This is a genomic window from Clostridiales bacterium (assembly GCA_015243575.1).
Taxonomy (GTDB): domain Bacteria; phylum Bacillota; class Clostridia; order Peptostreptococcales; family Anaerovoracaceae; genus Anoxybacterium; species Anoxybacterium hadale.
In genome coordinates this window covers 1950645-1965069 of record CP042469.1, presented here as the reverse complement: position 1 = coordinate 1965069, position 14425 = coordinate 1950645, and the positions used below count along the sequence as shown (strand labels likewise).

At 43.5% G+C, this 14425-nt stretch carries 15 protein-coding genes; 7 read left to right on the top strand and 8 right to left on the bottom strand.

All coding sequences use genetic code 11. From position 1 onward, the window contains the following. Positions 1 to 54 precede the first annotated feature (54 nt). Genes FRZ06_08545 through FRZ06_08520 form a run of 6 tightly spaced genes read left to right on the top strand, consistent with a single transcriptional unit; the run spans position 55 to position 6557 of the window. On the top strand, positions 55 to 1104 hold the full coding sequence (locus FRZ06_08545) for a CBS domain-containing protein (GenBank protein QOX63398.1): 1050 nt from the start codon (positions 55 to 57) through the stop codon (positions 1102 to 1104). Further along, positions 1101 to 1418, top strand: a complete 318-nt coding sequence (locus FRZ06_08540) for a hypothetical protein (GenBank protein QOX63397.1) — start codon at positions 1101 to 1103, stop codon at positions 1416 to 1418. Before FRZ06_08545 ends, FRZ06_08540 begins: the two co-directional genes overlap by 4 nt. Further along, positions 1405 to 1731: a hypothetical protein gene (locus FRZ06_08535; GenBank protein ID QOX63396.1), complete on the top strand. Its 327-nt coding sequence runs from the start codon at positions 1405 to 1407 to the stop codon at positions 1729 to 1731. Before FRZ06_08540 ends, FRZ06_08535 begins: the two co-directional genes overlap by 14 nt. After that, entirely contained in the window at positions 1709 to 3655 is a 1947-nt protein-coding gene (locus tag FRZ06_08530) for a motility associated factor glycosyltransferase family protein (protein ID QOX63395.1), read from the top strand. The genes FRZ06_08535 and FRZ06_08530 overlap by 23 nt, the downstream gene beginning before the upstream one ends. Beyond that, entirely contained in the window at positions 3652 to 4074 is a 423-nt protein-coding gene (locus tag FRZ06_08525; GenBank protein ID QOX63394.1) for a tetratricopeptide repeat protein, read from the top strand. Before FRZ06_08530 ends, FRZ06_08525 begins: the two co-directional genes overlap by 4 nt. Then, positions 4071 to 6557: a glycosyltransferase gene (locus FRZ06_08520; protein ID QOX63393.1), complete on the top strand. Its 2487-nt coding sequence runs from the start codon at positions 4071 to 4073 to the stop codon at positions 6555 to 6557. Before FRZ06_08525 ends, FRZ06_08520 begins: the two co-directional genes overlap by 4 nt. A gap of 95 nt (positions 6558 to 6652) precedes the next feature. Here the strand turns inward: FRZ06_08520 and FRZ06_08515 are convergent, their stop codons facing one another. Then, the gene (locus FRZ06_08515; GenBank protein QOX63392.1) at positions 6653 to 7024 is read right to left on the bottom strand and encodes a DUF4183 domain-containing protein; all 372 of its coding nucleotides are present in this window, start codon (positions 7022 to 7024) and stop codon (positions 6653 to 6655) included. A 211-nt stretch (positions 7025 to 7235) separates the two neighbouring features. After that, on the bottom strand, positions 7236 to 8474 hold the full coding sequence (locus FRZ06_08510; GenBank protein QOX63391.1) for a threonine ammonia-lyase: 1239 nt from the start codon (positions 8472 to 8474) through the stop codon (positions 7236 to 7238). Between the two features lie 333 nt (positions 8475 to 8807). Between FRZ06_08510 and miaB the strand changes: the two genes are divergently transcribed. Further along, complete coding sequence (gene miaB, locus FRZ06_08505) at positions 8808 to 10154, top strand: tRNA (N6-isopentenyl adenosine(37)-C2)-methylthiotransferase MiaB (GenBank protein ID QOX63390.1); 1347 nt, start codon at positions 8808 to 8810, stop codon at positions 10152 to 10154. 151 nt (positions 10155 to 10305) lie between these two features. Here the strand turns inward: miaB and FRZ06_08500 are convergent, their stop codons facing one another. From FRZ06_08500 to FRZ06_08475, 6 genes are all read right to left on the bottom strand, one after another. Further along, a complete protein-coding gene (locus FRZ06_08500) occupies positions 10306 to 11364 on the bottom strand; it encodes a PilT/PilU family type 4a pilus ATPase (GenBank protein QOX63389.1) in 1059 nt (352 codons plus the stop codon). 79 nt (positions 11365 to 11443) lie between these two features. After that, positions 11444 to 11836 carry a hypothetical protein gene (locus tag FRZ06_08495; GenBank protein QOX63388.1) on the bottom strand — a complete coding sequence of 131 codons (393 nt, stop codon included), beginning with the start codon at positions 11834 to 11836 and terminating at the stop codon, positions 11444 to 11446. Between the two features lies 1 nt (position 11837). Next, positions 11838 to 12284 carry a hypothetical protein gene (locus tag FRZ06_08490; GenBank protein QOX63387.1) on the bottom strand — a complete coding sequence of 149 codons (447 nt, stop codon included), beginning with the start codon at positions 12282 to 12284 and terminating at the stop codon, positions 11838 to 11840. Further along, entirely contained in the window at positions 12281 to 12781 is a 501-nt protein-coding gene (locus FRZ06_08485; GenBank protein ID QOX63386.1) for a DUF4860 domain-containing protein, read from the bottom strand. Before FRZ06_08485 ends, FRZ06_08490 begins: the two co-directional genes overlap by 4 nt. Before the next feature lie 15 nt (positions 12782 to 12796). Further along, on the bottom strand, positions 12797 to 13081 hold the full coding sequence (locus FRZ06_08480; GenBank protein ID QOX65880.1) for a hypothetical protein: 285 nt from the start codon (positions 13079 to 13081) through the stop codon (positions 12797 to 12799). 111 nt (positions 13082 to 13192) lie between these two features. Next, the gene (locus FRZ06_08475) at positions 13193 to 14218 is read right to left on the bottom strand and encodes a type II secretion system F family protein (protein QOX63385.1); all 1026 of its coding nucleotides are present in this window, start codon (positions 14216 to 14218) and stop codon (positions 13193 to 13195) included. Between the last annotated feature and the right edge of the window lie 207 nt (positions 14219 to 14425).

The window sequence follows — 14425 nt, the reverse complement described above, 5'->3', positions numbered from 1 at the left end:
GATCTTGGCCTTGAAAGGGCACTCTTTGAGGGATTCCAAGGAGCTGCAAGAGATATGGATGAGTGGAAGAAAATATTAATCCCTGCCGACACTGAAATTCAGAAGACGATAGAGATGATAGACAAAAACGGAATGCAAATCGCTTTTGTTGTTGACCGTGAGCAAAAACTGCTGGGTACCGTAACGGATGGGGATATTCGTAGAGGTTTACTGAAGGGAATCGGGTTAAACCGCTCTGTAATAGAAATAATGAATCAAAGGCCGGTTACCATTCCGGCTATGAAAAATAAAAAAAGTGTTTTACAGATATTAAAAATTAATAAACTGAGACATTTGCCTGTGGTGGATGATTCGGGGATCGTGATCGGAATTGAGCGGCTTGATGATCTGATTCAGCCGGAGAAGTTCGATCATTGGGTGCTCATTATGGCAGGGGGTCTGGGAAAGAGGCTGAGTCCTCTGACCGAGCATTGTCCAAAGCCGATGTTGAATATAGGCGGAAAACCTATTCTGGAAACAATGCTGATCAATCTGATCGAACAGGGGTTTCGCCGTTTTTGCGTGTCCGTTCATTATAAGGCGGAACAAATCCAGGGTTACTTCGGTGACGGAACCAAGTGGGGTGTGGAAATACGGTACATCCAGGAAGAAGTCATGCTTGGTACTGCGGGAGCATTGAGTCTGCTCCCTGTCAGAACGGATAAACCAATCCTGGTTATGAACGGCGACATCCTGACAAAATTAAGTATGGATCAAATGCTCAACTTTCATGAGATGCATCAGGTTCACGCTACCGTTGCGGTAAGGAGTTATGACTATCAGGTCCCTTATGGTGTGATAAAGGCAAGCAGAGACAGGCTGATCGGATTTGAAGAAAAGCCGGTTTATTCCAGCCTTGTAAATGCAGGGATTTATACGATCAATCCTGAAGTCATCGAGAGAATTCCAAAGAATCAATACTATGATATGGATCAGTTGCTGAAAAATATGCTTCAGGAAGAAGCACCGCTTGCTGTATTTCCGATCAGAGAGTATTGGATCGATATTGGTACAATGAAGGAATTCAACCGCGCAGTAGAGGAGTATAACGAGGTATTCCAATGAAACGATTGAAAGTCAGTGGCACCACTGTGGAGCTGTCACAAGAAATGAAGGAACGTACGGCAGCGACTATTGCGCTGGCCGTGAAGCTATCAGACACAAGAAAAATCTTTCGGGAGATCCGAATAGCATCTGAGAGGCTTGCGGGACTCCTCTGGTCAGAGGATGAGATCAAGGAAAAAGATGAGGTTATTGAGAACTTCGATGGAAGCATGCAGGCTATGGTCTATTATACAATCAAAAATTTAGAAGCCTACCAAATGAGTAATTGGATGGAGTTGTTTGACAGAGAAGGTGAAGCTGATGAATTCAAATGAACCCTTCGATCATGTTTTTGACCGGTATGATCGCACAGCACTTGCCGCTGTCTCAGCTTTCCGAAACGGAAATGATTCTCTTGGACTGGAACTGTTTGATTGCAGCATGGAAGACCTTGAGCAGTTGTTTGAATTGAATTGGTGCTCCTGCACGTCGGGAAAGGATTTCAGCAGAATCGTATCTATTCTGCAGGAGCTCCTTAATAGAATCAATCATCAGGACATGATTGGAATGACAGATTTGATGGAATTTGTTCTTTGTCCTGCAGTAAAGGAGTTGGCCCAGATTAATGGAAATAAAGATTGCCCGTGAGGGTGAACGACAGGAACAGTACAAAAAAAATCTCGGGTACCTGGCTCCCGGCTTTCGGAAACGGATGGAAGCACTTGACGAAACGGAAGTATGGGAAAAGGTCGAGATCAGCTGGAACTCGGAGGGTTACCCGGTTTGCAGATATCATGAGGAGGGAAGAAGCTTTCTGATCAACAGTGAGCGCCCACGGGAAGAAGCGGAAAAATGGTGCAGGAACCTTCCTGTGAAAGGGGCCGGTGGGATTTTTCTCTTTGGCTCTGGCTTCGGATATCCCCTCTTCGAATTGTTTGAAAAAAAACAGCCTCACACGGTGGTTATTCTCTTCGAACAAAATCTATATCTGTTAAAGGCAATGCTTCATTATTTTGATTTTGAGCCCCTTTTTAGCACAGGGAGACTCATTCTTTTAGTGGGTGATATCGAGGATTTTTCCGGTGTATTTGATGAGCTTTTTTTCAGCATCGTATTTGTCAGCTGCACTTCTCCAGTCCTTGCATTTACCCATGCTGCAAACCGTAATTTTAAATCGGTGTACCAGAGGATCAATAATTTTGTGTTTTCCAGGCTGGCATTGTTTGTTTTCTACATTGGAAACGATCATTATGATAATCTTGTTGGTTTATTTAACCTGCTTGCAAACAGCCGTACAATCATTGAAACTCCGAGTATCGAATGCCTGAGAGAAAAATACAAAGGAATTCCGGCATTTATTGTTGCAAACGGACCATCTCTGGACAAGAACATTGATGAATTGCATCGCATTGATGGGAAAGGTCTGATCCTATGCGCGGAATCTGCGATTCTGCCTCTTTTGAAAAACAAGATTAAGCCAGATATTCTAACAATCGTCGAACGGACCAAATATACCTATTTCTATCACTTTAAGGACGTGTCTTATCCAAGTGATATGGCACTGATCTGTCTTGGCCTCGTCGACAAGCGGGTATTTCCTTCATTCCCCGGTGAAAAAATTCCAGTTTTTCGCAATGCAGAGGCAATCAATCAATGGATCAATGGTTATTTAGGAGATGGCAGTGCAATTGATGCAGGCGCAAACGTCTCTCACCTGGCATTTGAACTCGCTGTACTCCTGGGAGCAGATCCCATCGTTTTTGTGGGCCAGGATTATGCTTACGGTGCAGATGGCATCACACACAGCAGGGGAGCGGTGTATAACGAGGAAAAAGGGAGGAAGAGCAAGGAACAACTCCAAGCGATGCCAATCGTATCAGTCGAGGGAAATGACGGCAGTATGATCCCTTCTACAAAACTCTGGAAGGACTTTCGAATTGGGCTTGAGCGGAAGATTGCTGCACACCCCGAAAAAACAATGATCAATGCGACGGAAGGAGGCGCCAAAATCCATGGAACGGTTTGCAAAACACTTTCTGAGGTGATTGATACGTTCTGCAACACTCCCTTGCCCTATCCGGTTTACGGGCTAATCGCAGAGAAAAGAGCCTTGTTGAATCGGAGTGAGAAGAAGGAAAACTTGATACGGCTCATTCAGAGCATTGATTCTTATATCCTGATGTTTCGTGAGTTGGCGCAGCTGGCGAACAAGGGGAAGCTTGATTGTTGCCGGATATTGCGAATTGCGGAAAAAGCAGATGAGGGAAGCAGGCAGGTTTTGGAATCTGCTTATCAAAAAAACATGGAGATTTACCAGAGATTTATAGATGACACCCTATGCCGCAGCTTCTGTCAGCAGGTGGTGTTTTCAAGCTACTATCATATGAACCATTTGGGATTCATTGATACGGGAGAAAAGATGATGGAAATCTTTAAAATTCATCACGACTTTTTTCAAAGTTTATATATCGTCTGCCAGAGTGTGGTAGTTCATTTTGAAGACGCGCGCGGATCCCTGAAGAGGATTCAAGACGAATATGAATCGGAAGCAACAAGGGGGGTGAGCAAATGAGTGAGCCACAAGCTGAGGAAAGAGGCACACGGATGATCATATTAGATGGTGAGGGAGATCGTCCCAGTAGAAGCAGGATGGAAGATATGCTGGAACGCAGGCTGGAACGTCTTCTGATGGAACCCGATCAACCTAAGCGATACAACGACGTGGGGGTTCCCCTCCTTGAACTGGAAGAAATAGAGCTGGCAGAAATGTATTTCCAAAAAGGATATCAAATGATGAAAGCCCGGCAAGAATTGAAATTGGAAAGCGAAGAATTAAAATTACTAGAGAACTACGGCTTAGTCCTATATCGTTTGGGGCGCTATGATGAGGCGCTGACCATTTATCAGGAAGCACTGCAGTTTGACATAGAGAACGAGAAGATTCTTGAACCCCTTGGGGAATTATCCTATCTGCTTGGAGGTCAGAAATGAAAAACAAAGTCAATCTGAGCATTTGCGCAGTGGTTCATAATGAGGAAGCGGGGATTCGTGACTATTTAAGCTGGATTAGGGGGCGTGCAGAGGAAATCATATTGATTGATTTGGGGTCGACAGACCGAACCGTAGAGCTGAGCAGGAATGCTGGAATTACGGTGTATTCGGTCCAATGGAATAAAAACCGCAGCGAAATCAAGAACTTTTGTATGGAGCAGGCTTCGGGTCGGTGGGTATTCTTCCTACAGACCGATGAGAGACTGTCGGATGAACATTGGAATCAGCTTTATTCGATGCTGGATAACCCCAATGCGGAAGAATATCTGGTTTATGTTGAGCCGTATGCACAAAGCAATGGGATTGTATCGCCGGTGGATTCCCTGCGGTTGGTACGAAATCGGCAGGAATACCGATACCAAGGACGTTCCTATGAATATATCCCCGATGAGATCATAGGAAACAGGAGAGACTCTAATCTGAGAATAGAAAAAGTCAGAGAAGATAAAAATGGATCTACGGAATTTGATTACCCTTTATTTGATGCGGAAAGAGCACTGCTCCTTTCAAAAGATCTGGAGGAAAACCCACAAAGCCATTACCTTCTCTATCGAACCGGCATTGTGCTGATGAATCAAGGTCAGACGGAAGAAGCTGCCCATTATCTGGAGGCGGCGAGAGAAACTGTCCTTTCGGATTATTTTTATGCCCCCCATCTTTATAAATGCCTTGTATGGTGCTATCTTACGGAGGAGAATCCTAAAGCTGATGAAATGATCGAAGAGGGAATTCGCACGTACCCTGCTTATTTGGATTTAGTGATTCTGCGGGGAGAACTGCGAAAACAGCGGGGAGAATATCAGGAAGCAATCATGGAGTACGAGAGAGGATTAAGTCTTTTTCATAGCAGAAGTTTGAAGACAGTTGGAACTGAGATAGACAAACCTGTCATCCTGGAGCATTTGGGGTGGCTTCATGAGAAACTAATGAATAGGGGAAAAGCAGCAATATGCTATTATCAAATGTTTCATATGGGTTTTAAAAAAGAGTTTGCACTACGAAAAATAGGTGAACTGCTGCTTCAATATGGGGATGAAGAAGGATTCGAACAGATTTATGATGAGGCGGCTTCAAAGAAAGAGCTGGATTCTATGTTGATATTGATGGATGTACTTTTCCGTTATCATCAATATTCTAAAGTCTTAAAGTGTCTTGATGATGCGGAGACGTATCTTGATTCCGGCGAGACAGCATTCATTAAGGCTTCCTGTCTGAAGGCTCTTGGGAATCATGTGGAAGCAAAACGCTATCTTGATTCAATTCGTATGGAACAAAGATTCCATGTTCCAATTTTACAGCAGGAATTGGAGACATATCTATATGAAGGGGAATGGGAAGCGGCAAGCTGTAAACTTTCAGAAATCGAGGCGGATGGATCGGTAGAAATATCAGTAAAGACCGCACTCCGCAGAATTTATCAATGCCTCACGCAAACCACTGAACTTCGTACGGTTTGCAATTCAGAACAAGACCATGAAGATCATCATACTGAACATCAATTCAAACATAGCTGCGGAGAACCCCTGACACCCCAGGAACAGGAGATAACAGAAGGAATTTTGGATCAGTTTTTGTGGATGGGAAGGATAGAAGAGGCGAAAAGATTATTGGTACTTCTGCTGAATGGGAAAGCCGAACAAGAAAAAGAGGAAATCCTCAAAGAACTGGCGGAGCGGGATCTCTTCTATGGAACAGAAGGCGTCGATGAGTTGGTATCCCTTACGGGGATTGCATTACCGGAACCCCTGACTCTCTTATTTTGGTCGAGAAAGATGATGAAGCAATTAGAACAATGGCTGGATCGAATCCCTATAAAGGACAGTCGAAGCTGCATCAACAAAGAGGCAGACTTTGTAGTGAACGCCGATGAATCGCCGGAATACCATTTAGAAACAGGGGATCGGTTTGCAGCTTCAGGGAAGTCAAGAGAGGCGTTCTTTGCTTATTTGCAGACCATTTTGAGGGACCCATTCCATGAGGCGGCCTGCAATCGCATCATCACACTGTTACTGGATGATGAGCCAGAAAGAATGGCGGATTTGTATTCTGACCGGTGGATTATGTTTGGCAGCTATTTCGAAGAAAGAAGCGAATTCAGGGATTTTATCGTTGGTTTATATAAATTCTGGCGAGGAAATTTCTCGGAGGCATTAAAATCATTTGAGAATTGTCTTAGTGATACGAGTTTTGGTTCCGGCACCAATGATAGGATACAGATCTATTTGGCCAGTGCACACTGGTTGATCGGCGAGGAACCAGACACTGCTAAACAAAGGATTAAAGATCTTCCCTGTTCACTTAAGAATGGGGTGTTTCAGATATGCAAAAAATGGATTCTGAGGAAGCTTGTTGAGTATGCAGAAAAGCATCCCGATATTGATTTGATCACAGCTGAAATAGAGAAAATACAGGAAAATCTCTAATAAGAAAGTAAGCTAAGTATGAAGTAATAAAGGCTGCTTGACGAAAAACGTCAGGCAGCCTTCTATATTAAGCTTTGAAACTTATCGATGTGTGTTTACGTCGTCACCGTTATGACAGCGGTGGAAGTTGGTGCAAAGTTATTAACAGCAAGCGTGATTGGTGCACTGGTGGGAACAAGTGATGTCTGTGTGATGACTACTTGGGTTGATGCGATCGTATACATAGCGGTTTGCTGTAAAACACCGTTGATAAACAACTGGTAATAACCATCGTCAGTAGTTGCTTTTGTGATTGACGTAACAGCTCCGCCAGTGCTGTTGGTAAACGATGCCGCAGGGATCGTCAGTGTACCACTAGTTCTGTTTGCGGGATTTAAACGATAAAAATATTCTACAGGAGCAGGTTTCGTAAAGGTATCAATATTTGCGGAAGCGCTCACTATCAGTTTAAATAATGATTTAGCCATTTTGTTTTCTCCTCCTTTTTCATAAGTTTATATATAGTATGAATTTGCAATGGGTTTTGTGAAAAATTCTATTATTATATTGACATGATTCTTAGCGGAGAATCAACAAATAAGCTAAAGCAGGAATAAAAAAATCATGACACAGACCGGAGAATCTCTTTATGAGTTCACCCAAGAAATCTGATCATGATTTATGCACCATTACGATTGGTTAATAAACCCGGCCGATTGTGAAATTATTGTCTTCAAGTGCTTCAATGATCTGCTTGATATGGGAATGACCATTGGTCTCCACTGTGACTTCTAACACGACCTTGTTGGAATAGCGATCCAGCGCTTTAAACTGATTGTGCACGAGCTCGATAACATTTGCGCTGTGTTCTGCTAGTATCTGGGCAACCTTAACGAGCTGACCCGGCTTGTCCGGCAGCTCCACAGAGAAGCACATGATTCGGCCTCTGCTGATCATACCCTGATTGATAATTGAAGATATGGTAACTACGTCAATGTTGCCTCCGCTGATAAGGCAAACGATGTTTTTCCCTGAGGCAGCACGTTTTCTTAAACCTGCAAGAGGAACCACTCCGGCGGTTTCTGCGATCATCTTGTGCTTTTCAAGTGTGATCAAAACGGCTTCCATGATATCCTTTTCGGAAACAGTAATGATTTCATCCACATATTTTCTGGCGATTTCAAAGGTCAGCTCTCCGGGCTGTCTTACGGCAACACCCTCTGCACTGGTTTTGACGGAGGCAAGTCTTGTAATCCGGCCTTCATCCACAGAAATTTTCATTGACATAGCGCCTACCGGAACGACTCCAATCACCTTAACCTCAGGCTTCACGGCTTTGATTGCAAGGGCGATGCCACTGATCAGTCCGCCGCCGCCGATGGGAACCAGCACTTCATCCACGTGCTCCAGTTCTTCAAGAATTTCCAAACCGATGGTCCCCTGACCACAGAGAACGTCGTAGTCATCAAAGGGATGAACAAAGGTGTAACCGTGTTCCTCGGCCAGTTCCATAGCTTTGCTGTAGGATTCGTCATATACGTCTCCGTGAATCACCACTTCGGAACCGTAGCCTTTCGTTGCTTCGATTTTTAATAAAGGTGTAACGTTGGGCATAACAATGGTAGACTTGATATTGCGCCGCTGCGCTGAGAAGGCTACCCCCTGTGCGTGATTCCCTGCCGAGGAACAAATAATTCCTTTGCTGCATTCTTCCTCCGTCAGGTTCGCGATTTTATTATAAGCGCCTCTGATTTTAAAGGAGCCGGTGATCTGAAAGTTTTCCGGCTTAATATAGACATTACATTTATGTTCCTTACTGTAAAAATCACTGTAAATTAGAGGTGTTTCCTTAATAACGCCCTTCAAATTCTCTTTTGCTTTTCTGATATTGTCCTCATGGTTGAGATCGAGATAATGCTTTATCTGCTCTGCGTTCATGAAATCCCTCCTTTAAAATTTGTAATCTCGTTTCACTATTTGTATTGATAGGATTCGTCCTATTGTATAATACCCTCCTTTGTCAAAGGAGGGTATTAACAGTTTAATGCTTTCCATGGAATCCGTCAATGATATTCTTCTGAACTGATTTCTTCCGTTTGTTCGAAAATAGGTGAAATTTGTGGCGCTTGCTGTATTTCTATTGTATAATCTTAGCATTGGCTGACAAGATAAACACGGATTGAAAGGGCAAAGAAACATGCCAGTGCTGTTGACTTTTGATCAGCGTTAGAGCCATTCTGTAAAATACGTATGAATACAAAAGAGGATATCATGGAAAAACACACAAATTTAAATAAAAGCTTCCATATTCAGACCTTTGGTTGTCAGATGAATGAGCATGACTCCGAGACTCTTGCCGGAATGCTTGCGGAAATGGGATATATAGAGAATGAAAATAAGAGGGCAGCAGATGTTGCGATTATTAATACATGCAGTGTGAGAGAAAATGCAGATAAGCGATTCTTTGGAACACTTGGTCAATTAAAAAAGGTGAAAGAGGAACGACCGGATGTGGTCGTTGCTGTCTGCGGCTGCATGATGCAGCAGCAGCATATCATCGATACCCTGAAAACAAAATATCCCTGGGTGGATCTTATCTTTGGAACCCACAATCTTCATGAGTTTCCGAAACTATTGACCAATGTTTTGAACGAAAGAAGTAAGATCGTTGATATTTGGGAAGACGGAGGGGAGATCATCGAGGGTCTCCCTGCAAAGCGAATGTATCCATTCAAAGCCTTTGTCAATATTATGTACGGCTGCAACAATTTCTGTACCTACTGCATCGTGCCTTTTACCAGAGGAAGAGAGCGAAGCCGAAGGCCTGAGGAGATTGTAGCTGAAGCTCGGAGCCTTGCTGCTTCCGGTGTGAGAGAAATTACACTCCTGGGTCAAAATGTTAACTCCTATGGGAACGGAAGCGATTTTTCTGCCGATTTTGCTGATTTGATTTATCAGCTTAATGAGATCGAAGGAATTGATCGTATCCGATTTATGACCTCTCATCCGAAAGATCTATCTGACAAGCTCATCGCAGCGTTTCGGGATTGCAAGAGTCTTGCTAATTACATTCATTTGCCGGTGCAATCGGGCAGTTCCGCAGTTTTAAAAAGGATGAACCGTAAGTACACAAAGGAAGATTATCTTCTGTTGGTAGAAAAATTAAGAGCTGCGGTTCCTGATATAGCCATCACGACAGATATTATTGTAGGCTTTCCGGGGGAGACTAGCGAAGATTTTGAGGAGACAATGGATCTCATTCGCAGAGTACGGTTTGATTCTGCATTCACGTTCCTTTATTCCATCAGAAAAGGGACTCCTGCCGAAAACTATACGGATCAGGTGCCGGAAGCGGAAAAACATGAGCGGTTTAACCGTCTTGTTGATCAGCTCAACGAAATAACGGGAGAAATCAACAAGACCTATGAAGGAAAGGTTGAAGGTGTACTCGTCGAGGGACCCAGCAAAACCAATCCCCAAATCCTTACCGGTAGGACAGAATCCGGTAAGCTTGTTCATTTTAAGGGTACGGAGGATATGGTTGGACAAATCATTCCTGTGAAAATTACGGAAGGAAAAACTTTCAATCTCTTTGGAATCACAGAAACAGTGGAATAGCCCTAGCGTCTAAGATACCAATGTGGAGTCCTTTAATCCTTTCTGATAATGATGAAAAACCGGCACGGTATGCAGTAGGGCAACACTGCATACGGCCGGTTTCTTTTGATACAGGAGCGAAATAGAGAAGCTTGCTTTCGCCATTTCAGTTTTATTTCATCCCTAGCTTCTTTTTCATCGCATCGGGGTTCAGGCTGTGCGCCAATGCATTTTCCGCAGTAATCAAGCCTTCGCTGTATAAATTAAAAATACTGGTATCCATGCTAACCATTCCTGTGTCGCCGGAGGAATAGATCGTGCTGTCGATTTGGTAAGTCTTTGACTCACGGATCATCGTTCTGATGGCGTTATTGCAGATCATGATTTCAAAGGCAGGAACAAGATTTCCCTTGGTAGAGGGGATCAACTGCTGTGAAATAACCGCCTGCAGCACCATGGAGATTTGAATCCGTACCTGCTTTTGTTGGTTTGCAGGAAATACATCGACAATACGGTCAATGGTATTTGCAGCACCGACGGTATGAAGGGTGGAGAATACGAGCTGACCTGTCTCTGCGGCAGACATTGCAATGGATATGGTTTCAAAGTCTCGCATCTCGCCCAGAAGGATTACATTGGGTGCTTCTCTTAGCGCAGCACGGAGCCCTCTTTCGTAGCTGGGCGTATCCATGTAAATCTCTCGCTGCGACACAATACTCCTATCGTGTTTATGCAGGAACTCAAGTGGATCTTCTAGGGTGATAATATGGGCTTCCCTGTTTTTATTAATTTTGTCGATGAGACAGGCCAGCGTTGTAGACTTTCCACTGCCCGTTGGACCGGTTACAAGGATAAACCCTTTTGTCCGCTCGTAAAGATCAATGACCTGCTTTGGTATCCTCAAAACTTCCGAATCAGGAAGTTGGAACAGAACCACTTTGAGAACCGCTGCCTTGGAACCCCTTTGCATAAATGCGTTCACGCGGAACCGGCCTACATTTGTAAGTGAAAAAGAGAAGTCATCGTCATGATCTCTTTCTAGGGTACTAATATCTCTGCCCGCAAATCCATAAATCTGTTGAAGGATCTCCTCCGTATCCGGCGGGAGAAGCTTTTCGCCGATGGATACGATACTTCCGTTGGTACGATAAGACAACGCCTTGCCGCCTACTACGAAAATATCCGAGGCGTGATCTTTAACTGCGTCTTCCAATATTTTTTTGAGTTCCAAAAGGAGCACCTTCTTTCCAAGTCATTGAGTTATTGTGTAAGTAATGACAGTCATATCATCGTGCCTACATCACCATACTTTATTCGGCCACTTGGTCATTGAACTGAACATTGAATTGGTCGTAATCCCACTGGGAGGTTATGGTCAGTTTTCTGGCGACGATAGAATAATTTACTCCACTGAACTTCAGCTTCAAGAGAAGATCTTGCCCTTCCTGAACAGGTAGAATAAAAGTATCTTTTACCGGTAAACCGGATTTAAGGTCAAAATCAGTTTCCGCAAGGAGTTCTTCCGCCTTGCTGTCTGCCGAATAATATGCGGTAACACTGTCAGCAGTTCGTTTCGTAAGGTTCCAATCTGCATGAGCGGTCATCAGCGCAAGAGCACCTAACGTTGTCAGACTCAATACAACAAAAATCATGATGATGGACGGGCCACCAAGGCCCACGCCCATCTTAAATCTCTTTTCCATATCAATTCACCTCTCCCGCAGAAATGGTGTACGATGAGCCGGAATAATATTTTTTCATTTCAAGCTTGTATATTATCGTATTTGTGTTTTCAGATGCATAGCTGGCTGCATAACGGTATACCGCCATAAAACCTGCAGGCCGAGCTTCAAGCTTTACTTCAGTATTTAATAGGTATTCAGCACTCGCAGGATCAGTCTTCTTCCAACTTTTATCATAGTAGGCTGATTCGGTACCTTGTGACACTTCTTCCGGTTGTTTTCCTTTGTCTGTTTCGGCAGTACTCTGGATGGCTGATATCGCTCCATTGAGTGCTTCAGAACCGGCAGATAATTCATGGGCTTTCCCAAACGCCATCATGACCATTGCAGCGGCCAATGAAAAAAACAAAACGACTACAATCAGTTCGATGAGAAAAAGCTGAGATCTTGAAATTCCTTTTGTTCTCATGATAGATCCCCTTGCTGGAATGTCCGCAGCGAAAGGGTAAGACGCTGGGTTTTTCCGTTATGATCTTCTGCCTCAACCGTAAGGATCCCATTTAACATTTCAAGCGTTAACCCATGACTGGGAAGAATCGCCATGCCATCCTCAAGTTTAAAAGCAGTATCTTTTTCCAGATATACTTCACAGAGGTTTCCTTGGTATTCATAGATCCATGTTTGACAGAGCTCCTCTCCGTCCAGACCCTCCAAAACAAGAGTATTGATTCCTTCCTTTTGGACGACGGCTACAGAGTTGATCTCGTCGTGCTGCCTAACTTTCATACTAATATAAGACAAAGGGGTTCGCAGCTCGAAAGCTGAATCAGAAGCATCCTTTATTTTCATATAAGTATTTGCGCCCATGACAACTGCCATAAGGGATCCAAAGGAAAAAAGGCAAAGAAGCGCCAGAATAAAGAGGAAATCTAAGGATACATGTTCTTTATTTAAGTTAAATTTCATCGATAGTGTCTCCTATCATCTGCCAATATCAACGACGGTAATGTCGGGCAGAATATTTCCGGCAAAGATCTCATAATGAACAATATAGCGATTATGATCGTAGACGATGCCATACTTATTTTCCAGATACGCGACATCCGGTGGATACATTCCTTCAATTGCATAGCACTGGATCGTTGCCCGAACAACGGCATCCTTAAGAATTTTTAAGCTTTCCCGGTCAGATCCGGTGGCAATATTTTGAATTCCAAACAATAAAAACAGAAAGAGCAACAGAAACAAAGTCACAGGCAGAACCAACCCTCGTAAGAAGCTTTGACTGCTTGTTTTGTTAACAAGAACTCTTCCGTCTTTGTGATAACGTTGTTTTGTATTTGATTCTCGAACCATAATTCTCTTCTCCTAGCGTTCTTACCCAATGGTGGAGAGCACGCCCAAAAGGGGAAACATGACAGAAACCAATATGGAACCGATCAGTACGGAAAGAACAAAGATGGAGACTGGCTCAATTAAGGAAACTTTTCGCATCAAAGCTGACTCATATTCTTCCTCGTAAAGACCTGCGATGTATTCCATGGCAGTATCGAGAGCACCGGACTGATAGCCGGTTGACAGCAGTCCGGTCATTGTGCTTGAGAACAAATCCGCGTGCTGCATGGCGTCTACTATAGAGACTGGCTGCGTTTCCATTATGGTACGAGCCTTTCGTATTTTTTCTTCGATTGCTTTATTCGAGACGGCCTTTTCAGACAATTGGATCGAAAGATCCAGGTCAAGACCGCTGGAAAGCATAAGTGCCATGGAGGAAGTAAATGCAGCAAGTGAAAATTTCTCGGAAATCTTCTTGCCCATCAATAAAATTGGAAGTAGTGCTTTGCCGGATTCCGTCCTAGAAAAGAAAAACCCTGCGAAAGCCAAAGTAATCAAGATCATGGCCAGTAAGACGGAATAGTTATTGAACATAGCTCCAGCTTTCATGATGTATGCTGCACCTGGGGACAGTTGTGTGCCCAAACTTTTGAATACTTGCTCAAAGACCGGAAGAACTTTTGCTGATAAAAAAATAAGAACCATAAGCATCATGGTAATAAGTATAAGGGGATAAAATACAGCACTCTTAATATTTTCCCTCATGGCATGCTGGCGATCATAATATGCAGCCAGCGCATTCATGACTGACTCCAGTTTTCCGGATCTGGCTCCTATTTCTGTCATAGAGATCATATAATCAGGAAAAGCATCTGTACTCTTCAATGCATTATGCAGCATTTCGCCTTCTGCAAGATGATCAGATACGTGCTGATAAATGGTCCTTTTTCTTGTATTTGAGGTATCGTCGGCTATCATCTGCATTCCTGAATGAAGCATGATGCCTGACTGTATCATCATGGATATCTGTTCGCAGAAAATTGCAAGATCCCGATATGAGAATTGCATGGTTTAACCCTCCATTGTATTTATCAGGTGGCAGGAATCAGCTTAGCATGGATGATCAACATCTGGTAATAATGAGCCGGGTTGACGGTTTTCTCACTTTACGCACTCCGTTCCAATATAGCCTGTTACTTATTAAGCAACGTCCCGTCTATACTAGCATTATAAGAAAAAAGACAAGAATAAACAAGTTTTTATTTCCCGCTGTCG